Origin of the sequence: Paracoccus sp. (in: a-proteobacteria) (assembly GCF_046289755.1) — a bacterium.
In the GTDB taxonomy this organism is placed as follows: Bacteria; Pseudomonadota; Alphaproteobacteria; order Rhodobacterales; family Rhodobacteraceae; genus Paracoccus.
Genome location: NZ_JBKBVD010000055.1, coordinates 1 through 20,852, shown reverse-complemented (window position 1 = coordinate 20,852; position 20,852 = coordinate 1). Strand labels below are relative to the sequence as shown.

Genomic DNA, 20,852 nt, shown 5'->3' with positions numbered 1-20,852 from the left:
CGTGGCAGATTGCCGCAGTGTGGCGGTGTATCCCTTCGGCGTGATTCTGCGCCGCCTTTTGCAATGTCCTCATATTCAGGTTCATCCGATGCGCGACCCCTTGTTCCGCATGGCCCTTGTTCTGGGTCTGCTTTCCGCCGTCGGTCCCTTTGCGATCGACATGTATCTGCCCGCTCTGCCGCAGGTGGCCGAGGATCTGCACACGACCGAGGCCGGTGCGGCCCTGACGCTGACGGCCTATTTCGTGGTCTTCGGGCTGGCGCAGATGGCCGATGGCCATCGGCGTCGCGATCTTCGCTGTGGCGACGGTTGCCGCGGCACTGGCGCCCACAATCGGCTGGCTAATTGCGGCCCGCGCCGTGCAGGGGCTGGGTGCGGCGACGCTGATGGCCGTGCCGCGCGCGGTGATCCGCGACGTCGCGACAGGTCCCGCCGCCGCACGGATGATGGCCGCGATCATGATCGTCATCTCGGTCTCGCCCATGCTGGCGCCGCTGACCGGGTCGCTGGTGCTGGCCTGGGGCGGCTGGCGCGACATTTTCGCGGTGCTTGCCGTGGCCTCGTTGCTCAGTCTGGCGCTGATCCTGTTCGTCCTGCCCGAGACACTGCCCCCGGCCAGCCGCCAGCCGGTCCGCCTGGGTCCGATGTGGCAGGGGGCCAGGCGCCTGCTGCGCGACCGGCGCTTCATGGGGCTGACGATGATCGGCGGCTTTGGCATGGCCAGCTTCTTCGTGTTCATCTCGACCGCCAGCTTTGTCTATACGCGGCAATACGGCCTCAGCCCGACCGGCTTTTCGCTGGCCTTCGCCGCCAATGCGATCGGGTTCTTCACCGCCTCGCAATTCGCCGGACCCATGGCCGAGAAATTCGGGATGGAGCGGGTCGTCGCGCTGGCCATCACCGGATTTGCCGCGATCACGCTGATGCTGACCGGCGTGGTCTGGGCCGGGCTTGATGCGCTGCCGGTGGTGATGGCGGGGCTGTTTCTGGCCAATGCCTGCCTTGGGCTGGTGATCCCGACCGCCATGGTGATGTCGCTGGACCCGCATCCGGACATTGCCGGGCTGGCCTCGTCCATCGGGGGCACGGTCCAGATGCTGACGGGCGGGCTGATGATCGCCGTGACGGGGCCTTTCATGGACAACAATGCCGCGACGATGGTTGCGGCCATTGCCGCCTGTGCCTGCCTCGCCTGGACGGCTGCGGCGTTGTCGCTGCCCCGCCTGCGCCTGCGGGTCGCGTGACAGCGGGGGCCTGCCGCCGATGGCCGGTCCGTGACCCAAGGCCCGGGCTGCGAGGGTGGCCCCGACCTGACGCGGGCGATGCGTCAACACAAAGACGTTGATTGCCGCAGCGGACCGGCCTGACCATGATGGGGCGCATCACAGCCACTCGCTTCATGCCGGCGCAAGATGGGACCTGACATGGCGTGGCATTCCGGCAGTCCGGCCGTGATGTCCGTCCGATCCCGCAGCATACCCGGCTTCGAGACACAGGAGACCTCGATGACCAAGCGCATGTCCGCCAGGGATTTCAGCCCCGAATTGCTGGAGCTGTATGATTTCTATGCGCATGGAAAGATCACCAAGCGACAGTTTCTGGACCGCGCCGGAAAATATGCCATCGGCGGCCTGACCGCGGTTGCAATTCTGGGCATGATGTCGCCGGACTATGCGCTGGCCGAACAGGTCAGCTTTAACGATCCTGACATTCTGGCGGAATGGATCACCTATCCCTCGCCCGAAGGTCACGGAGATATCCGCGCCTATCTGGTGCGCCCCACCGGATCCGAAACCGCCCCCGGCGTCGTGGTGGTGCATGAGAACCGCGGCCTGAACCCCTATATTCAGGATGTCGCCCGCCGGCTGGCCAAGGCCGGGTTCATCGCGCTGGCGCCAGACGGCCTGACGCCCATGGGCGGCTATCCGGGAAATGACGAGGAAGGCCGCGCCCTCCAGCAGCAGGTCGACGGCGAAAAACTGATGAACGATTTCTTCGCCGCCATTGATTTTCTGGCCGGGCATCGCGACGTCACCGGCAAGGTCGGCATCACCGGCTTTTGCTATGGCGGCGGTGTGGCGAACGCCGCAGCGGTCGCATTCCCTGACCTTGGGGCAGCCGTTCCGTTCTATGGCCGTCAGGCGGACCCGGCGGATGCAGAGCGCATTCAGGCAGCGCTGCTGCTGCATTTCGCGGAAACGGATGAGAACGTGAATGCCACATGGCCTGCCTATCGCGACGCGCTTGAGGCCGCCGGAAAAGAGTTCGAGGCCCATATCTACAAGGGCACCAATCACGGGTTCCACAACGATTCGACCCCGCGCTATGATGCAGCCGCCGCCGAACTGGCCTGGTCCCGGACCATCGACTGGTTTCGCCGCCACCTGGGCTGAGACATCCCGGCAAGCGCCCGCCTGACGGCAGGATGCGGTCTTTCCCGACGCCTGATCGACGGGCCGGTCGCGCCGTGGCCCGGCCTGTCGCGGCGCGCCGATCAATGCTGCGAGGACTGCACGGACAAGACCACCTGCCGCTTGCGCCGCGTCTTTGCCGAGGTGTTCTGGTCCTAGTCTGATCCTGATCGCGTCGCTCAGCCTGGCCGACATGCCCGGAACGGACGAGGTCGCGGTGCAGCTGACGGGCACCTGATCCGGGACGCCGTCAACGCGGCAGCGTCCGCCCGGCAGTCCGGCCCGCAGACAGCGGCGCGGCGCCGATCCCCCGACCTTTCTCAGATCCTGATGCCGCAGGACCGGCAGGACGCGCCAACCGAATCCAGCACTGTCCCGACCTGGCGGCCAGAGATCGGGATCTCAGGCGGGCCAAAACCTTTTTCTGTCAAAAGGTTAAACCGCCTCTCCGCACTCTGCGGCCCCGTTGTCGCAGAGAAGAAACTTCTCTTATCACGACAAAATCAGGTGATTATATTCCATTGCTAAACACGACTTTCCCTGTCGTTATTAACGTATCGCAATGCCACCCCGGCGCCACCACAGGAGGAACGACAGATGAGCCTGCACCAGACGATCGCGACTGCTGATCCGGCCCGCCGCCCGCTCTGCGCGATCACGCTGATCGACCGCCGCACGGGCCGCCCGCATCGCGTGAACGGCGCCCCCCTGGTCGCGCTCAGCCGCGACCCCGACCATGCCGCAGCCGAACTTCTGACCGGGCGCGACATCCGCCTGTGGGAGACCCGCATCCAGCCGCTGCCCGGCATGCCCCACGCCTGACCACCCCCCCGGACAATGCACGACAGGAGCCACCGACATGATCGCCATCTTCCGCCCCGGCCCCCGCAGCACCGACACGGCGCCCCGCACGGCCCCGCCGACCGACACCCCGGTCAGGATCGCGACCGATCGCGGGACCATGAACGGCTGGCCCATCATCCGGCTGACGCCAACCGGGATCTGAGACCCGCTTCCGCATCTCCTTTACCCAAATATCCCGGGGGGCCGCGCGGGCCACGCGCGGCGGGGGCAGCGCCCCCTCCCCGGCCAGACCAATGCACCGCATCCCGACACGAGGTTCTGCCATGTATCTCCGCTCCACCGCCGCAGCCCTCGCGCTTCTGGCATCCTCCGCGCAGGCCCAGAGCCTGCTGAATGTCAGCTACGACCCCACGCGCGAGCTGTATCGAGAGTTCAACGAAGCCTTCACCGCCCATTGGGTCGAACTGGGCAACCCCGCCCCCACCATCGAGACCAGCCATGGCGGCTCGGGCGCGCAGGCGCGTGCGGTGATCGACGGGCTGGGCGCGCAGGTCGTCACTCTGGCTCTGGCCGGGGATATCGACCGTATCGCCACCGATACCGGCAAACTGCCCGAGGATTGGCAGAGCCGTCTGCCGCATAATTCCAGCCCCTATACCTCGACCATCGTGTTCCTTGTCCGCGACGGCAACCCCAAGGGCATTACCGATTGGGGCGATCTGGTGGCCGAGGGTGTCGAGGTCATCACGCCCAATCCCAAGACCTCGGGCGGCGCGCGCTGGAACTATCTGGCGGCCTGGGCTTGGGCCGAGAAGAACGGCCGCGACCCGGCTGAATTCGTGGGCCAGATCTATGCCAATGTGCCGGTGCTGGACACAGGCGCGCGCGGCTCGACCACGACGTTTGCGCAGCGCGGCATCGGCGACGTGCTGCTGGCATGGGAGAACGAGGCCTATCTGGCGCTGGCCGAACTGGGCGAGGATCAGTTCGACATCGTCGTGCCCAGCCTGTCGATCCTGGCCGAGCCGCCGGTGGCGATCGTCGACGGCAACATCCAGAATGACGAACAGCGCGCACTGGCCGAGGCCTATCTGGACTATCTCTACACGCCCGAAGGTCAGGCGCTGGCCTTCAAGCATTACTACCGCGCATGGGATGACAGCGCCGCTGACCCCGAGGATGTCGCCCGCTTCCCGGATCTGGAGCTGGTGACCATCGACGATCTGGGCGGCTGGGCCACCCTCCAGCCTGAACATTTCGGCGATGGCGGCATCTTCGACCAGATCTATACGGCGCAGTAAGCCGATGCGCACGCCGTTGATCCAGCGCACCGCCATGCCCGGTCTCGGCCTCTCGGCCGGGATCACGCTGTTCATGCTGTCGCTGGTGGTGATCCTGCCCATCAGCGCCCTGCTGCTGCGCGGCGCCGGTTTCGGCGCCACCGGCATCTGGGAGGTGGTGAACCGCCCCCGCGTCTGGGCCGCCCTGTGGCTGTCCTTCCGGCTGTCCTTTTACGCGGCGCTGTTCAATCTGGTCTTCGGCGTCATTCTGGCCTGGGTGCTGACCCGCTATCGCTTTCCCGGCAAGCGGCTGATTGATGCCGCCGTCGATCTGCCCTTTGCGCTGCCCACCGCCGTGGCGGGCATCGCGCTGACGGCGCTTTATGCCCCGAACGGGGTGCTGGGAAGCCTGACAAACCAGATCGGCTGGCAGATCGCCTATACCCAATGGGGCATCTTTCTGGCGCTGATCTTCGTGGGCCTGCCCTTCGTGACCCGCACCGTCCAGCCCGTCATCGAGGAAATCGAGTCCGAGGTCGAAGAGGCATCCGCCACCCTCGGCGCGGGACGCGCCCACACGATCCGCCACGTGATTCTGCCGATGCTGATGCCCGCCGCCCTGACCGGGTTCGCGCTGGCACTGGCGCGGGCGGTCGGCGAATACGGCTCGGTCATCTTCATCGCCGGCAATATCCCGTTCCGCACCGAGATCGCGCCGCTGCTGATCGTGATCCAGCTGGAAGAGTTCAACTATGACGCCGCCGCCGCCATCGGCATCGCCATGCTGGTGATCAGCTTTGCGATGCTGCTGGCCATCAACCTCATCCAGATCTGGTCACGCAAAAGGATCGGTCATGTCTGACGCCACCCTGAATGCCGCATCCAGGACCGCGCCGCCCCGCGCCTTCCGCCGCCCCACCGACGAGACGCCGCTGGCCCGCGCCATCCTGATCGCCATCGCCCTTGGCGGGCTGGCGCTGCTGGTCGGCGCGCCGCTGATCGCGGTCTTTGCCGAGGCGCTGACGCGGGGCTGGGGGGCGGCCGTGGCCAGCCTGCAAAGCCGCGACGCCCTGTCCGCGATCCGGCTGACGCTGCTGATCACCGCCATCTCGGTGCCGCTGAACGCCGGTTTCGGGATCGCGGCGGCGTGGTTCATCACCAAGTTCGACTTTCGCGGCAAGGCCTTCCTGATCACGCTGATCGACCTGCCCTTCAGCATCAGCCCGGTCGTGGCGGGCCTGTGCATCGTGCTGCTGTTCGGCGCCAATTCCGCCATGGGCGGCTGGCTGGTGGCCAATGGCTATCCGATCGTCTTCGCGGTGCCCGGCATCGTGCTGGCCACGGTCTTCGTGACGTTTCCCTTTGTCGCGCGCGAGCTGATCCCGGTGATGATCGAACAGGGCCGCGCCGAGGAAGAGGCCGCGCTGACCCTGGGCGCCTCGGGCTGGCACACGTTCCGCACCGTGACCCTGCCCAATATCCGGTGGGCGCTGCTGTACGGCACGCTGCTCTGCACCGCGCGTGCCATGGGCGAGTTCGGCGCCGTCGCCGTCGTCTCGGGCAAGATCCGCGGCCAGACCGCGACCATGCCGATCACCATCGAGATGTTTTACAACGAATATCTGTCGGTCGCCGCCTTCTCGATGGCCGCCCTGCTGACCGGCTTTGCCCTGATCACCCTGACCCTGAAGACCGCACTGGAACTGCGCCACGCCGACGCCCTGTCGGCCACACGCCGCCACTGAAAGGGACGCCCATGCATATCGACATCGACGAGATCGCCAAGGAATTCGGCGCCACCACCGCGCTGCACCCGGTCAGCCTTGCCATCCCCTCGGGCGCGCTGGTGGCGCTGCTGGGGCCGTCAGGCTCGGGCAAGACCACGCTGCTGCGCATTCTGGGCGGGCTGGAATTCCCGTCCTCGGGGCGGGTTCTGTTCAACGGCCAGGACGCCACCGGCCTGTCGGTGCAGGATCGCCGCGCGGGCTTTGTGTTCCAGAGCTATGCCCTGTTCCGCCACATGACCGTCTTCGAGAACATCGCCTATGGCCTGCGCGCCCGCCCCCGCGCGACCCGGCCCCCCAGGGCCGAGATCGACCGGCGCGTGCTGAAACTGCTGGACCTGATCCAGCTGCCCCAGATCGCCAGCCGCTATCCCACGCAACTGTCGGGCGGTCAGCGCCAGCGCGTGGCCCTGGCCCGCGCGCTGGCGATCGAGCCGCGCATGCTGCTGCTGGACGAGCCCTTCGGCGCGCTGGACGCCAAGGTCCGCAAGGAGCTGCGTCAGGGCCTGCGCGACATCCATGACCAGACCGGCCTGACCTCGGTCTTTGTCACCCATGATCAGGACGAGGCGATGGAGCTGGCCGATCTGGTCGTCGTCATGTCCATGGGCCGCATCGAGCAGATCGGAAAACCCGCCGACATCCGCCAGCGCCCCGCCACCCCCTTCGTGCGCGACTTCATCGGGGCGTGATGCCATGCCAGCCCGCCCCCCGCTCGGCTGTTCCACCTGATCACCCGCCCGCTGAGCGGCATCACCTTTGAAGGGACGGGTCTTCAGCCTCTGAAAAGGGTCCCGCACTCGCTGCGGTACGGACAGACGATGGATATTCCAGCCCCCCTTGCGGGCACCTGTCTGCCTTCACCGGGGGGTCCGATCTGGTTTCTTGACCTCCACCAACCGCCTGATCTATCCCCTGCCCATGAGGTCAGCGACCGTCCCACAAGGCGGCAGCCACATTTCGCGGTCCCGTCATCCTTTTGTAGGAAGAACGCCCATGCCTGCGAACCCACCGAGGACCGCCCCATGACGACCCGTCCCTATCCGACACTGGCCGAGGCCACGCGCATCTGGGCGCGTATCGGCCTGCTCAGCTTTGGCGGGCCTGCGGGCCAGATCGCGCTGATGCACCGCATTCTGGTCGAGGAACAGAGATGGCTGGGCGAGCGGCGGTTTCTGCATGCGCTGAACTATTGCATGCTGCTGCCCGGCCCCGAGGCGATGCAGCTGGCCGTCTATATCGGCTGGCTGATGCACCGCACGCTTGGGGGCATCATCGCGGGGCTGCTGTTCGTGCTGCCCGGCGTGGTGGCGATCATGGGCCTCAGCTGGATCTATGCGATCTGGGGCGATACCGGGGCGCTGGAGGGGCTGTTCTTCGGCCTGAAGGCCGCCGTGCTGGCCATCGTCGTTCAGGCAGTGATCCGCATCGGATCGCGCGCCCTGAAGAACCGCACGATGATCGGCATCGCGATAGCCTCTTTCGTGGCGATCTTTTTCTTCGGCGTGCCGTTTCCGGTCATCATCCTGACCGCCGCCATTACCGGCTTTGCCGGTGCGCGGGCCGGGCTGGCGGCGTTCCGGGGCGGCGGCGGACATGGCAAGGCGGGCGGCGTGCAGGTGGATGATGCCGATACCCTGCTGGGTGAGGGCACGCCGCCGCATACCCGCGTCAGTGCGGGCTGGGCGGCGCGCATCTCGGTCATTTTCCTCGGGTTGTGGCTGTTGCCGGTGGCGGCGCTGGTCCTGCTGCTGGGTCCGCAGAACGTGTTCGCGCAGATCGCCGGGTTCTTCAGCATCATGGCGGTGGTCACCTTCGGCGGCGCCTATGCGGTGCTGGCCTATGTCGCGCAGGAGGCGGTGCAGAACTTCGGCTGGCTGACCGCCGGAGAGATGCTGGACGGCCTCGGCATGGCCGAGACGACGCCGGGCCCGCTGATCATGGTCACGCAATTCGTGGGCTTCATGGGCGCGCTGCGCGAGGCGGGCAGCCTGTCGCCGCTGCTGGCCGCGACGCTTGGCGGGCTGCTGACCACCTGGGTCACCTTCCTGCCGTGTTTCCTGTGGATCTTCCTCGGCGCGCCCTTCATCGAGCGGCTGCGCGACAACCAGTCACTGACGGCGGCGCTGACGGCGGTGACGGCTGCGGTGGTGGGGGTGATCCTCAATCTGGCGCTGTGGTTCGGCCTGCATGTGCTGTTTGCCCGGCTGCGCCCCGTATCGGCCATGGGTCTGAACATGGATCTGCCGGTCTGGGGCACGCTGGACGTGGCGGCGCTGGCGCTGGTCGTTGCGGCGATGGTGGCGGTGTTCCGGTTCCGGCTTGGTGCGGTCACCGTGCTGGCGGGATGCGCGGTCGCGGGGCTGGTCCTGCGGCTGGCGGGGCTGGCCTGAGACCCTCGCAAGCCGCAGGGGGGGCAGATCAGGCGGTCTAGATCTTGCCGTGGCGCCGCTCCAAACGGCCCGTCAGCCGCACGGCGGGCAGCAGAAACAGCAGGTAAAGCGCCGCTGCCAGCACGATGGGCGATGCGTTATAGGTCACCGAGCGCGCGACACCGGCCATATGCAGCAACTCGTGGACGCCGATGATCGAGGCAAGCGACGTGCCCTTCACCACCTCGATGGTATTGGATGCCAGATCCGGCCGCACGTTTTTCATGGCCTGGGGCAGAACGATGTATCGCATGGCCTGCAGATGCGACAGGCCGGTCGAGCGCGCGGCCTCCAGTTGGCCGGGTCCGACCGAACCCAGCCCGGCGCGCAGGATTTCGCAGTAGTAGGCCGAACAGTTCAGCAAAAGCGCGGCTGCGACAGCAACCAGAGCAGGCAGGCGGATGCCCAGAAAGGGCAGCGCGGAATAGACGAAGATGATCAGCACAAGCGGCGGCAACGCGCGGAAGATATTGACCCATGCCCGCACGACCCCGCGCAGAGCCCGGTGGCGAATCCCGGACGCAAGCGCCAGAACAAGCCCGAGGAACAGACCCAGGGGCGCCAGAACGGCGGTCATCAGCAAAGTGATCCACAGCCCGTTCAGCAGGAAGGGCAGCGATTGCCGCATGACGTCGATGTTGAAAAACTGGTCGATCAGCCCGTTCACGACTTTGCCCCCCAGGTCATCCGCTTTTCAAGCCGTCCGGCAAGCGCGACCACCGGCATGAAAATAATGAGATAGCCGATCGCGGCGAGCACCAGCGGCGTCGCGTTGCCCGAAAAGGATTGCGCCACCTGCGCCTCGTTCAGCAGCTCGGGCATGCCGATGGCTGTTCCCAGTGCGGTGTTCTTGGTGATCCCGATGGTGCGGTTGGTCAGCGAGGGGACGCAGATCTTGATGGCTTGCGGCAGGATGACGAAACGCAACGTCTCGCCGAAGCTCAGCCCGGTCGAGCGCGCGCCCTCCCATTGGCCCTTGGGAATTGCGGTCAGGCCGCCCCAGAAGATTTCCTCGGCAAAGGCGGCCAGAATCAGGGTCAGCGTGACCCAGATCACCCAGAACGCAGAAAGCGATACCCCGACGCTTGGCAGTCCGAAATACAGCAGCAAAATCACTGCAAGAGGCGGGACGGCACGAAAGCAGTCGACCCAGAGCCGCAGTGCCTCGACACCCCAGCGCGGAATGATCAGGCGCAGCAAGGCAAGCGCCAGCCCCATTGAGATCCCGGCAATGACCACCCCGACAGAGAGGGAAACAGTGATCCACAACCCGCGCAGCAGCGCCGGCAGATATTTCTGCGCAATGTCGAGATTGAAGTACAGTTCTGCAAGACGCCCCAGATCCATGATCAGCCGGCCTGTGTCAGAAAGTGCCGGGCGAGTGTGCCATGGGTGCCGGACATGAGTTGTTCGGGCGTGCCGAATTCGACCACCTGTCCCGCCTGCATGAAGGCGATCTTGTCGGCCGCCTCACGCGCGAACCGCATCTCGTGGCTGACGACCAGCATTGTGATGCCCTCTGCCTTGAGGTCGCGCATCGCCTGCAACACCTCGCCCACAAGCTCGGGGTCCAGCGCTGATGTCGGTTCATCCAGCAGGATCACACGTGGACCGAGGGCCAGCGCACGGGCAATCGCGACCCGCTGCTGCTGACCGCCGGAAAGCTGTGCCGGATAGTGACCGATGCGGTCCCCCAGACCCATGCGGTTCAGTTCGCGCCGCGCGATCACCGATGCGTCCGCCTTTGACTTTTTCTGGACGCGGATCAGCGCAAGGCTGACGTTCTCTTCTGCGGTCATATGGGGATAGAGATTGAAGCTTTGGAAAACCATTCCGATGCGCTGGCGCATGCGGTTCAGGTCGACCCTGGGTCCCATCACGTTGAGTCCGTCCACAAAGATCGACCCGTCGTCGGGCTCTTCCAGCCGGTTGCAGCAGCGCAGCAATGTCGATTTTCCCGACCCGGACGGACCGATGAGAAAGACCAGTTCCCCCTCCTGGACCTTGAGATTGATGTTCCGCAGCACCTCGGACGTGCCGAATGACTTGTAGAGGGCGTTGATTTCCAGAATCGGTCGCATCGTCGTCATGTACTCCGGGTGATCCCCGCACCGGGCGCGACCGGTGCAGGGAGACGGCGCTGTTGGTGGGAACGGTTCAGTCGCAGTCGAGCGGATGTTCGGTCGGGTCAAAGTTGCCATAGCCCTCGGGGCCCCAACCGGGTTGCGGGGTCACGTTCAGGCTGCCCTCGGCAGGGGCCTCGCCCAGCCATTTCTCATAAAGCTCTGCGGCGGTGCCGTCGGCCTTGATGCACTCGATCGCACCTTCAATCTCCTGGCGCAGATCTTCTGATCCCAACGGGATCGCATAGGTGAAGAAAGCCCCGGTCACGTCACGCAGGTCAGAAACCCGCACCGCCGGATTGCGCCCGGCGATCGACAGCGCGGTGATCACGTTCACAACCGAGGCGTCCGCCCGTCCGCTTTGAACGGCCTGCGCGGCATCGTTGAGCGATCCGTAGGCCTCGACCGTCCAGCCATATTCGTCGGCCTGCTCGCGGGCCCACAGATCATCGACATTGCCCTTGTTGGTGGCGATGGTCTTGCCTCTCAGATCCTCGAAAGAGGCCAGTTGCGCGCCGTCGGCGGGGATCAGAAAGGCGCGGTCGGCTGACCAGATGCCTTCGGTCAGCAGGAAAGCCTGCGACCGCTCTTCGGTCACCGAGAAAGGGACGGACAGAAAGTCGAACGTGCCTGCCTGAAGCGCCGGGATCAGGGCCGCAAACGCCATCGCTTCAAGCGAGATGTCGCGACCGAGGCGCGTGGCGATCTCGGCCGTCAGGTCAACGGACAGCCCCTCGACCGAACCATCCATTCTGGGCATCGCAAAGGGCGGTGCGTTCCCGTCGAGCGCGCTTTTAAGCGGGGTTTCAGCCGAGGCCGACCCGGCGGCCAGCAGACCGATGAGAGGCGCGATAAGGCGAACATGACGCATGGCGGGATCCTGTTGATTGCAAATGCCGTTGCTTGACCCTAGCGCGATTAAAATGCTTGTTTCAAATGAATGATTGCATTTCTTTTGTCCCGAGGACGGCCTGACTGATTTTTGGTCTTTGGACCGGGGCGTTGCTGAAATCGCGTGCGGTCTGCGGACTACGTCTCGATATCGCGGCGTGGTCCGTACATTGGCGCGACCGTTTTCTCGATCTGACGCGGAATCATCCGACCCTCGCGCATGGTCGCACGCAGCGTGTCTCTGGCCCGGTCCAGTTCGGAACCGGATGGCGGGGTCAGGCCACAGCCAAGCCAGATGGCTTCGACGCAGGCGCTGATCTGGGTTTCGCTCGCCTCGTGGTCAGACATCGGTCATTCCTTCCTTGCTGGCCATGCCGAGGATCCGCGCAGGCGTGGCACGGACCGCATGTGGATTGAGATGGCGTTCGAGGCTGTGCGCGATACGAAGCAGCGTCGCCTCTTGCCGGAACCCGGCCGCAAGCTGAACCGAGACGGGCAGACCGTCGGGTCCAAAGCCCGCGGGCAGCGCGATGGCGGGATGCCCGGTCAGTGAAAAGGCGCTGCCTGCCGAGCCGGTCGTAAAGCTGCGAACCGCCGCGTCATCGGTGATCGGGGGCGCGGTGATGTAGGTCATCGGCAGCAGCAGGGCATCGAACCCGTCGAACAGGGCGTCGGTTCGCCGGACCAGCTCCCCCCGCTGACGCAGCGCCGCAAGATAGTCTGCGGCGCGCATGTACATGCCGGTTTCCAGCTTGCTGCGCAGCGCAGCCCCCATCTTGTCGCGATGCTGCATATAGTCGTATTCGTGGATCGAAAAGCTCTCGGACCGGTTGATCGGCGCGCTGATCTGCCGATATTCTGACGGCGCGACCGGCAAGGCCACTTCAATGACCTCAACCCCAAGCGCCGCCAACGCCTCGGCAGCGCGGGCAAGGGCCTGAAGGATGGGCCGGGTCGGTGCGATCCCCTGTGCCTCAAGGTTCGTGACATAGCCCACGCGCAGGCCCGCAACGCTGGCGTTGATCTGCGGCGATGCCGGATCAACGGGCGACCGCAGACTGACCGGATCCTCCGGGTCGAACCCGGCCAGCGCATCATAAACCAGTGCGGCGTCTTCAACCGTCAGGGTCAGCGGACCCGGCGTGTCAAAGCTCCAGCAATTGGGCATGATCCCGTGGCGCGTGATCCGTCCGAAGGTTGGTTTCAGCCCGACAAGACCACATGCGGCGGCGGGCAGGCGGACCGAGCCACCGGTGTCGGTTCCAATGGCGAACAGCGCCGTCCCTGCTGCGACCGCAGCACCCGCCCCGGTTGATGAACCGCCGGTAAAATGCGCCGGATTCCACGGATTGCGCGCCGGGGGGTGCGGCAGGTCAAACGAGACAGATGCGTTGCCGGTGCCATATTCCCAGGTGTTCAGCTTGCCGATCAGGACGGCGCCCGCAGCCGTAAGCCGCGCGACAAGATTGGCCTGCATCGCAGGATCGTGGCGCTGGGGCACGCGCGACCCGCCCGTGGTGTCCATCCCCGACGTGTAGATATTGTCCTTGACCGCAAAGGGGATCCCATCCAGCGGCCCAAGGCGCCGGTTCTGCGCCGCGCGTTCGCTGGCCGCCCGTGCCGCCCTGCGCGCCGCGTCCCGGTCCATCCGCAGATACGAGCGGATCACCCCGTCCACCGCATCGATGCGCGCAAAACAGGCGTCGAGCAGGTCAAGAGGCGACAGCTGACCGGCGGCGATCCGGCGGCTGGCGTCGCCGACGCTCAGACCGGCGCTGTCATCGCCGGGATCATCGGGCGCGGTGGGAACGGGTGCCATGTCAGGGTTCCTTTCTGGTTCGGCGGCCATGGCCGCTTGCGACCGTCCCGTCCTGATCCTGCAAAGTGAGAAGAAAGACGAAACCGGACAGCGCAGCCACCCCGCCCGCAAGTCCAAGTGCAATCGAGATGGAACGGTGGTCCGGCGCCACACCGGCGGATTGCAGCTGTGCCACCATGACCGCGCCGAGCGAGATACCAAGTGCCATCGACAGCTGCTGCCCGACCCCGCCAAGCGCCGTGGAGGCGCTTTGACGCTCGCGGGGCACCTCGGTGTAGAGAAGCGTGTTGATCGCATTGAACTGAAGGGATCGGGTGAGACCGTAGAGCAGCACCAGAATGAGGATGAGCGATGGTGCCGTGTCCGGCCCGACCCGCGCGAGCGCGAGGGTGAACAGAGCGCCCAGAACCGCGTTCCACGCCAGTGTCTGCCGGAACCCGAACGCGGCGAGAACACGGCGCATCAGCGGCTTCAGCACCAGCGCACCGGCGGCGATGGCAAAGACCGTCATCCCGGCGCGCGCCGCGCTCCAGCCAAAGCCGAGCTGCAGCTGGATCTGCAACAGGAAGGGCACGGCGTTCAGCCCGAGGCGCGACAGGCCGCCGGTCAGAAACGCGCTCCGGAACAGGCGCAGCTTTAGAAGGGTCAGATCAAGCGCCGGGGCTGCGTGCCGCCGCGCATGGAGGACATAGATCAGCGAAGCGGCGGGCACCATTGCAAGCAGGGTCAGACTGACCGCAGGCGGCAGAAACGGATGGACCAGTTGGTCCAGCACCAGCTGCGCCCCCGCCAGAACGAAGGCACAGAGAAGAAAGCCGCGCCCGTCGAATGAATGCGGCGTGCGCGCCGCGCCGTCTGCCGGCAGAAAGCGCCATCCGAAAAACAGACCCAGCACACCGACGGGCAGATTGACAAGGAAGATCCATCGCCAGTCGGAATAGGTGACGATCCATCCCCCGACCAGCGGCCCGAGAACCGGCCCGATCAGAACCGGCATCGACATCCATGCGATGGCCGTGGCCAGCTCCTCGCGGGGGATCCCCCGGATCAGCAGCAGCCGCGACACCGGGGTCATCATCGCCCCGAACGTCGCCTGCAACACCCGCATCGCGATCAGCATGGTCAGGTCCTGAGCACATGCCGCACCCAGCGATGACAGCATGAAACCGCAGATCGCCGTCAGAAACGTCCGCTTTGCGCCGAACCGGTCGGCCACCCATGCGCTGGCGGGGATCATCGCCGCGACGGTGACCAGATAGAGGGTCACCGCCAGGTTCACACGCAGCGGTGCGATGCCGAACTCCCCCGCGATTGCCGGGATCGCCGAAATCAGGATGGTGCTGTCAAGCTGTTCCATCAGCAAAGCGCTGGAACATGTCATGGCAAGCAGCAGCAGCTTGCCGCCCGAAAGCATATGCGGCTCTTTGGACATCTGATCGGTCCTGTCGAATTCTGGCCGCGCCCGGCACTAGGGTCGCGGAGCGACATCCAGACTGGCCGCGCAGATCTGCGGCACGGTCACGAAGGTGGCATGCTCGATCGCGGCAAGCGCATCGAGAATCCGTTCGAACGTGGCCATCCGATAGGGCTGCCCCATCAGCCATGGCGACATGTTCAGCGTCAGCAGCCGCCCGGAGCCGCTCTCTTCCGCCTCGCGCGCAAGGCGCCTTGCCGCGGCAAGAATCCCGGTCTCGAATTCGGCCTGACGCAGCTTGTTGACGCCGATCATGTCGCGATCGCTGAGATCCAGTGTGGACGGCAATGAGATGATCTGCCCGGCGCCGGTCTCGAACAGATACGGCGCCTCGTCGTTGCACCAGTCGGCCATGGCGGTGAACCCGGCCTCGCGCAGAAGCCGCGGCGTTCGGGAGGATTGCGACCACGACGGCGAATGCCACGCCACCGGCTGGACGTCGAAGCCCCGCAGAATGGCCAGCGTCTCGTCGATCATCGCGCGCTCGGCCGGCTCGTCCAGCCCCTCGTGGTGGATGGCGCCGGCATCCAGACCTGCGGCGACGATCTCCCATCCTTCCTCAAGAATGTGCCGCATCAGCAGCGGATAGCGCGCCGCCACCCGCGCGTTCAGAAAGGCCGAGACCGGGACACCGCGCGCCCGCAGCGCGTCCATCATCCGGAAGATGCCGACGCGCAGACCGTAATCCCTCTGGGTGTAGGTTTCGCTGTCCGGCCATGGGCGGTCCGGGGCCCCGATCGGCAGGAAGGGCACCCCCGAGATGTTCAGCGGAAACCATTCGATCGCCAACTGGATCCAGATGCCAAGCCGCGTGCCGTCGCCCCAGTCGAGGCGCGGCGCCGCCCAGGTGTCGCGCCAGTCGTAGAAATCGTGATCCATCGCGCGCTGGCGGCGCATCGGTGTGATCAGATAGTCGGGGCCGGTCGGCTTGATCTCAGCGGGCATCAGAGCTGTCCTTCCAGCGTGTCCATCCAGCCGCGCACCCGGTCGTAATGCGTGGCATAGTACCAGTCGGCGATCTCGCGGCCGGTGGGATACCAGACCGCGTCATGCGATGTGACGTAGTCCAGAAAATCCGCGAACACGTCGATGCGTTGGGCCTGACCGATGACGAAGGGATGGATGGCAAAGCACATCACGCGCGGATCCGCGGCGCCTTCGGCATACATGCGGTCGAACTGCGCGCGCAGCGAATACGCGATCTCGTCGATCGACATCTTGTGCCAGGCCTGCAGCGGGGTGTCGTTCATCTCGATCGAATACGGCACCGAGATCAGGCGCCCGGACTTTAGCGACAGCGGCATCGGCTGGTCGTCATGGAAATAGTCCAGCGTATAGCGGACACCTTCCTGCGCCAGCATTTCCTGCGTGTCGAGGCTTGGCGTGATGGCGGGCGTCAGCCACCCGTCCAGTGTCTGCCCGACCCTTGCCAGGGTTTCGCGGCTGTCGATGACGACACGGCGCTGCTCTTCCAGCGTCATGCCGTAAAAGTAGCGGGTGTTATAGGTGCCGTGGCTGAACAGCTCCCAGCCCAGATCGTTGCAGCGGGCAATGATGTCGGGGAAATGGTCGCAGACCGCAACCGAAAGCGAGACGCTGCCACGGATCCCGCGTTTGGCCATTTCGTCGGCCACACGCCTGAACCCCACCCGGTTGCCAAAGTCGCGCCGCGAATAGTTCAGCACGTCCGGGATGGTGCGGGGCCAGGGATGCCGGTTGGGATTGACCGGCGGCATCCATTCGTAATGTTCGATATTGGGCGCGATCCAGAAGGCCATTCTGGCGTTCCCCGGCATGGTCAGCCGTGGCCTTCCGCGCGCAGGTGCATACCGGTACTGACCCGTATCGACGGGGCGCGGGTCTGGGGTCGCGACAGGGTCCGGCATGCCGATTTCTCCGTTTCAATCTCATGGTTCAAACGTGTGTTTCAATCAATACATTGAAACTGGCGGTTGATGCAATGCCTTTGTTCAGGGCATAAGATTGCGCAGGAAAATGGTCACGGTAAGGAAGGTTGCATGGAAACGACATCAGGGCATGCAGGCGCAAATCGCCGGAACTCGCGGCGCGCAGAAACCCGCGAGACCATTCTTGCCGCAACCAAGGAGCTGGTCGCCCGGAAGGGACCGCTCGGGACGACCGTACGCGACATCACCACCGCGTCAGGCGCGAATGTGGCGGCGGTGAACTACTATTTCGCCTCCAAGGACGAGTTGGTGGAACTGGCGGCCTATGAAATCACGCGCGACATCAACGCCGAGCGCGAGCGGAGGCTGGATGCCTATGAGGCAGCGTCCGGCACCGCGCCGCTTGCACCGCGCGACATCCTGCGTGCCCTGATCGAGCCGATCCTCTACGTTTCGCGCGCCGAGGATGGCAGCAGCCTCTATGTCCGGATCGTCTATTACAAGCGCACCGCGGCCTATGCGGCGGACGAGCAACGCAATTATGGGCGCTTCGATCACACGGCGCAGCGCTTTGTCTCGTGCATCCAGCGAACCTTCCCGCACCTCTCACGCGCCGATGCGGCATGGCATTACGAATTCGCGCGTGGGTGCGCCCTGCATATGCTGATCAACCTTGATCCGCTGTGGCGCCGTTTCGAACTGTTGCTGGAAGGGCCCGAAGACCCCCTGCCCCGGGACCCGGCCTTCGCGCTCGATCAGGCAGCGATTGACCGCGTCATCGACCTGCTGATGGCGGGGTTTGGGGGGGCTGGCGATGCTGCCCACCATCGGGACACAAACCCGCCACGATAATGGAGACAGCCCGTTTGTCGGCGCGGATGTCGTGGCATCAGCTCGACCGCCCATCCGGGGACCCGCGACGATGCGCAAAGCCACGGCAGAGCCTGCCTTAATCCCAGCCGCGCTCAGTTCCTGAAAATGCCCTCGACCGGCGGCAACGGCACCGGCTGAGTGACCCGCGCGGGATCACGCCGTTCGTAAAAGGCGTTTCCACCCGTGGTCAGCACGTAATGCATGTTGTTGTAGGAGGCCCGATAGCTCGCCGCATGGAAGAACTGCGCATCGCCGACCAGCGGATGGCGCGTCCCCCGCAGCACCGACTGCGCCGCGTGACGCAGCATCGGTGCCGTGCGGGTTTCCATCCGGCGCGCCATGACCCCCGGCGCGAACTGGTTGCGCTGACCCACCACGCCGCACACATTGCGCGGATACCGGCCGGATTCGACCCGGTTCATCACGACGCTGCCGACCGCGATCATGCCGTCCAGGCTCGACCGGTTGGATTCGAAGTACATCGCCCGCTCCATGCATTCGAGCTCGGTCTGCCGCGCGCCACAGCTTGCCAGCAGCGCCAGCGCAACACCCACACCGGCAAGGTGCAAGGCGGTTCGGGTTCGGGTCATGTGTCTGTCCTGCTCACCGTGTTTTTTCCTATCCTAACGCAGAACGCGCCCACGTGCAGCAGCTTTGCCAGGCTGGCTTGACCCCGGCGCCTGCCATGGCAAGCCGCTGGCAGCGGTCAGCCGTCGTCGGGTTCAGGGTCGCGAAAGGACAGAGCCGCATTCACCCGCGCCGATGTGCCGGACGCTGACGCCCGAGTGGCACCGCGCAGGGGGACCGGGCCGATCCGTGCGCCGGTGATGACCACATCGCCTGCCGACAGGGACAGCCCGTGCGCGGCGGCATGTCTCGCCAGCCAGAGCAGAAAATCCGCCGTTCCGGCCAAAGTCGGGGTTTGCTCGGGTGACGCCACCGGCCTGCCGTCCAGAACCAGCGTCAGATCCAGCGGCATGTCCAGAACCAGCGGCCAATCGGCAATCGCATCGCCCAGCACAATCGCCGCAGAACTGAAGCTGTCGGCCATGGCCTCCAGTGGCGGCACGGCGGTCCGGTCGGCATAACGTGAGCCGACAATCTCGAAGGCGAGGCGAACCTCGGCGACGGCGGCAAGGGCGTCGGAGGGGTGGCTGTCAGGTCGCAACCCGGCACCAAGAACAAAGGCGGTTTCCACCTCGATGGCGGCATCCGGCGGAAGCCCGGCAACGGTGGCACCGCTGGTGAAGACCTCCGAGGCGGGCATGGCGGCAGTCTGGCGGTCGCAACCGCCAAGCATGGCCATCTTCCAGCTGACGCGACCGCCAAGGCGGCGCAGGACCTGACCCTGAACGGCATAGGCCGCAGCGACATCGGGCGGCGTCACCGGCAGGCCCGCCGGGCGGGCGGCCCCTGCGCGGACGCGCAGCAGGATGTCGGCCGCCGCCACGGGATCGAACGGCGCGCTCATGCCGATGCCGGGGTGGCGGCGGGCATGGCATCGCGCGGCAGGATCGCGCCGGGATGGGCCACGACCTCGGCGGCGAGGCGGGCGGCGCGGGCAATCGCATCACCAACGCCGCACCCGGCATGCCGGGCGGCCAGCCAGCCCGCGTTAAAGCTGTCGCCCGCGCCGGTCGTGTCCCGCGCCATGTGTCGGGGTGGCAGAGGCCAGCAGTCATATGACGGGGCACCCGCGGCACGGTGCAGCACCGCATCGCCACCCGTGGTCAGGACAATCTCGGCCTGCGTCAGACCGATCAGAAAGCGCATCCCGCCGTCAGCGTCAGAAGCGCCAAAGCAGGCCGCCATATCGTCCAGCGAGGGCAGGATCAGCGTCGCCAGACGCGCGGCCCGCCCGATGACATCGCGCGCCGTCGCGGCATCGGGCCAGAGCGCGGGGCGATAGTTCGTATCCAGTACAATGCGCGCGCCCTGATCCCGGCGACCTTGCAGCGCCTGCAGCAGGTTCGCGCGCCCTTCGGGCAGCAGCATCGCCAGGGTGACGCCGGACAGCACCAGCGTTTCGGCCCGGTCCAGCAGGCGCAACTCATCGGGCGACGAAAACAGGCGGCGGGCGGGGGACTGGCTGCGCCAATAGGTAAAACTGCGCTCTCCCTCCGCGTCGGTGGTGATGAAGCTGAGGCCGGGACGACCGCCCGCCTCGGTCGCGCAGAAATCGGTGATGCCTTCCTCGGCCAGCGTGCCGCGCAGAAAGCCGCTCATCGCGTCATCGCCAAGGCGCGACAGATAACCGACGCTGCCCGGCGCCGACAGCCGCGCCAGATAGACGGCGGTGTTCAGCGTGTCGCCACCCGCACGCCGGTCAAAGCGCGAAGGCGCGTCGGGCGCGCTGGTGAATTCGATCAGGGGCTCACCGATACACAGAATGTCCATCTCAGCCCTCATAGGGGGTTGGCAGGGGCCGCCCGGCGATATGGGCTGCGATATTGTCCAGAACCAGCGCCGCCATGGCAGCGCGCGCCGCATCCGTGGCCGACCCGATATGCGGCGTCAGCACGCAATTGGGCGCATCGAGCAGGGATTGCGGCACGTCAGGCTCATCATCGAAAACATCCAGCCCGGCGCCGCCGACCGTGCCTGCCTGAAGCGCGCGGGCCAGCGCCTCTGCATCGACCACCGGCCCCCGCGCGACATTGATCACCAGTCCCTGCGGCCCCAGGGCGTCCAGCACGGTTGCATCAACCAGTCCACGTGTCCCGGCGCCGCCTGCGGCGGTCACGAACAGCACATCGCAATCGCGCGCAAGCGCCACCGCGTCGGGGCGATAGCTGTCGGGCGTGTCGGTCTTTTCCGTGCGGGCGGTATACAGAACCGGCATCCCCAGTCCGCGCAGCAGCCCGGCCAGACGCCGGCCGATGCGGCCATAGCCCAGAATGCCTGCCCGCCCCTCGATCACCGGACGGCCAAGCGCGGATTTGCCGCCCGCCGCCCAGTGCCCGGCCCGGACAAAGCGGTCGCCTTCGGCGATGCGGCGGCCCACGGCCAGCGCAAGGCCAAGCGCCATCTCGGCCACGGCGGTGGACAGAACAT

22 protein-coding genes and 1 pseudogene are annotated in these 20,852 nt (G+C 65.9%); 10 read left to right on the top strand and 13 right to left on the bottom strand.

Translation table 11 applies throughout. The features are described 5' to 3' along the window. Positions 1–88 precede the first annotated feature (88 nt). The 9 genes and pseudogenes from ACK41U_RS16450 to chrA all read left to right on the top strand — a co-directional run bounded on the left by ACK41U_RS16450 (position 89) and on the right by chrA (position 8,672). Positions 89–1,244 (top strand): annotated as a pseudogene (locus tag ACK41U_RS16450) (multidrug effflux MFS transporter). 261 nt (positions 1,245–1,505) lie between these two features. Next, on the top strand, positions 1,506–2,393 hold the full coding sequence (yghX, locus tag ACK41U_RS16445) for a YghX family hydrolase (protein WP_409682401.1): 888 nt from the start codon (positions 1,506–1,508) through the stop codon (positions 2,391–2,393). Between the two features lie 615 nt (positions 2,394–3,008). Beyond that, a complete protein-coding gene (locus ACK41U_RS16440; RefSeq protein ID WP_409682398.1) occupies positions 3,009–3,233 on the top strand; it encodes a hypothetical protein in 225 nt (74 codons plus the stop codon). 37 nt (positions 3,234–3,270) lie between these two features. After that, positions 3,271–3,417, top strand: a complete 147-nt coding sequence (locus ACK41U_RS16435) for a hypothetical protein (protein ID WP_409682395.1) — start codon at positions 3,271–3,273, stop codon at positions 3,415–3,417. A gap of 121 nt (positions 3,418–3,538) precedes the next feature. Then, positions 3,539–4,516, top strand: coding sequence for a sulfate ABC transporter substrate-binding protein (locus ACK41U_RS16430; RefSeq protein WP_409682392.1), 978 nt, complete (start codon positions 3,539–3,541; stop codon positions 4,514–4,516). Positions 4,517–4,520: 4 nt separating this feature from the next. Beyond that, positions 4,521–5,357 (top strand): sulfate ABC transporter permease subunit CysT, encoded by an 837-nt coding sequence (gene cysT, locus ACK41U_RS16425; protein ID WP_409682389.1) that lies wholly within the window; start codon positions 4,521–4,523, stop codon positions 5,355–5,357. Further along, entirely contained in the window at positions 5,350–6,240 is an 891-nt protein-coding gene (cysW, locus tag ACK41U_RS16420) for a sulfate ABC transporter permease subunit CysW (protein ID WP_409682386.1), read from the top strand. The genes cysT and cysW overlap by 8 nt, the downstream gene beginning before the upstream one ends. A gap of 11 nt (positions 6,241–6,251) precedes the next feature. Continuing rightward, a complete protein-coding gene (locus ACK41U_RS16415; protein WP_409682383.1) occupies positions 6,252–6,971 on the top strand; it encodes a sulfate/molybdate ABC transporter ATP-binding protein in 720 nt (239 codons plus the stop codon). Positions 6,972–7,304: 333 nt separating this feature from the next. Beyond that, positions 7,305–8,672, top strand: a complete 1,368-nt coding sequence (chrA, locus tag ACK41U_RS16410; RefSeq protein ID WP_409682380.1) for a chromate efflux transporter — start codon at positions 7,305–7,307, stop codon at positions 8,670–8,672. 37 nt (positions 8,673–8,709) lie between these two features. Here the strand turns inward: chrA and ACK41U_RS16405 are convergent, their stop codons facing one another. From ACK41U_RS16405 to ACK41U_RS16365, 9 genes are all read right to left on the bottom strand, one after another. Then, positions 8,710–9,378 carry an amino acid ABC transporter permease gene (locus tag ACK41U_RS16405; protein WP_409682378.1) on the bottom strand — a complete coding sequence of 223 codons (669 nt, stop codon included), beginning with the start codon at positions 9,376–9,378 and terminating at the stop codon, positions 8,710–8,712. Continuing rightward, a complete protein-coding gene (locus tag ACK41U_RS16400; protein WP_409682375.1) occupies positions 9,375–10,058 on the bottom strand; it encodes an amino acid ABC transporter permease in 684 nt (227 codons plus the stop codon). Before ACK41U_RS16400 ends, ACK41U_RS16405 begins: the two co-directional genes overlap by 4 nt. A 2-nt stretch (positions 10,059–10,060) precedes the next feature. Continuing rightward, positions 10,061–10,783 carry an amino acid ABC transporter ATP-binding protein gene (locus ACK41U_RS16395; RefSeq protein WP_409682404.1) on the bottom strand — a complete coding sequence of 241 codons (723 nt, stop codon included), beginning with the start codon at positions 10,781–10,783 and terminating at the stop codon, positions 10,061–10,063. An 85-nt stretch (positions 10,784–10,868) separates the two neighbouring features. Further along, the gene (locus tag ACK41U_RS16390; RefSeq protein WP_409682372.1) at positions 10,869–11,705 is read right to left on the bottom strand and encodes a transporter substrate-binding domain-containing protein; all 837 of its coding nucleotides are present in this window, start codon (positions 11,703–11,705) and stop codon (positions 10,869–10,871) included. 158 nt (positions 11,706–11,863) lie between these two features. Beyond that, positions 11,864–12,073 carry a hypothetical protein gene (locus tag ACK41U_RS16385; RefSeq protein WP_409682369.1) on the bottom strand — a complete coding sequence of 70 codons (210 nt, stop codon included), beginning with the start codon at positions 12,071–12,073 and terminating at the stop codon, positions 11,864–11,866. After that, complete coding sequence (locus tag ACK41U_RS16380; protein WP_409682366.1) at positions 12,066–13,544, bottom strand: amidase; 1,479 nt, start codon at positions 13,542–13,544, stop codon at positions 12,066–12,068. Before ACK41U_RS16380 ends, ACK41U_RS16385 begins: the two co-directional genes overlap by 8 nt. Before the next feature lies 1 nt (position 13,545). Then, complete coding sequence (locus ACK41U_RS16375; RefSeq protein WP_409682364.1) at positions 13,546–14,976, bottom strand: MFS transporter; 1,431 nt, start codon at positions 14,974–14,976, stop codon at positions 13,546–13,548. A gap of 36 nt (positions 14,977–15,012) precedes the next feature. After that, on the bottom strand, positions 15,013–15,963 hold the full coding sequence (locus tag ACK41U_RS16370) for a polysaccharide deacetylase (protein ID WP_409682361.1): 951 nt from the start codon (positions 15,961–15,963) through the stop codon (positions 15,013–15,015). Beyond that, on the bottom strand, positions 15,963–16,796 hold the full coding sequence (locus tag ACK41U_RS16365) for a polysaccharide deacetylase (RefSeq protein WP_409682358.1): 834 nt from the start codon (positions 16,794–16,796) through the stop codon (positions 15,963–15,965). The genes ACK41U_RS16370 and ACK41U_RS16365 overlap by 1 nt, the downstream gene beginning before the upstream one ends. Positions 16,797–17,036: 240 nt before the next feature. On the opposite strand from ACK41U_RS16365, the gene ACK41U_RS16360 reads away from it, so the two are divergent. Beyond that, complete coding sequence (locus ACK41U_RS16360; RefSeq protein ID WP_409682355.1) at positions 17,037–17,777, top strand: TetR family transcriptional regulator; 741 nt, start codon at positions 17,037–17,039, stop codon at positions 17,775–17,777. 113 nt (positions 17,778–17,890) lie between these two features. Here the strand turns inward: ACK41U_RS16360 and ACK41U_RS16355 are convergent, their stop codons facing one another. The 4 genes from ACK41U_RS16355 to ACK41U_RS16340 form a co-directional block, all read right to left on the bottom strand. Continuing rightward, entirely contained in the window at positions 17,891–18,388 is a 498-nt protein-coding gene (locus ACK41U_RS16355; RefSeq protein WP_409682352.1) for a cell wall hydrolase, read from the bottom strand. Between the two features lie 116 nt (positions 18,389–18,504). Then, the gene (locus tag ACK41U_RS16350; RefSeq protein WP_409682349.1) at positions 18,505–19,269 is read right to left on the bottom strand and encodes a fumarylacetoacetate hydrolase family protein; all 765 of its coding nucleotides are present in this window, start codon (positions 19,267–19,269) and stop codon (positions 18,505–18,507) included. After that, on the bottom strand, positions 19,266–20,195 hold the full coding sequence (locus ACK41U_RS16345) for a sugar kinase (RefSeq protein WP_409682346.1): 930 nt from the start codon (positions 20,193–20,195) through the stop codon (positions 19,266–19,268). The genes ACK41U_RS16350 and ACK41U_RS16345 overlap by 4 nt, the downstream gene beginning before the upstream one ends. A 1-nt stretch (position 20,196) precedes the next feature. Continuing rightward, a partial coding sequence (locus tag ACK41U_RS16340; protein WP_409682343.1) for an NAD(P)-dependent oxidoreductase occupies positions 20,197–20,852 on the bottom strand: 656 nt, incomplete at its 5' end.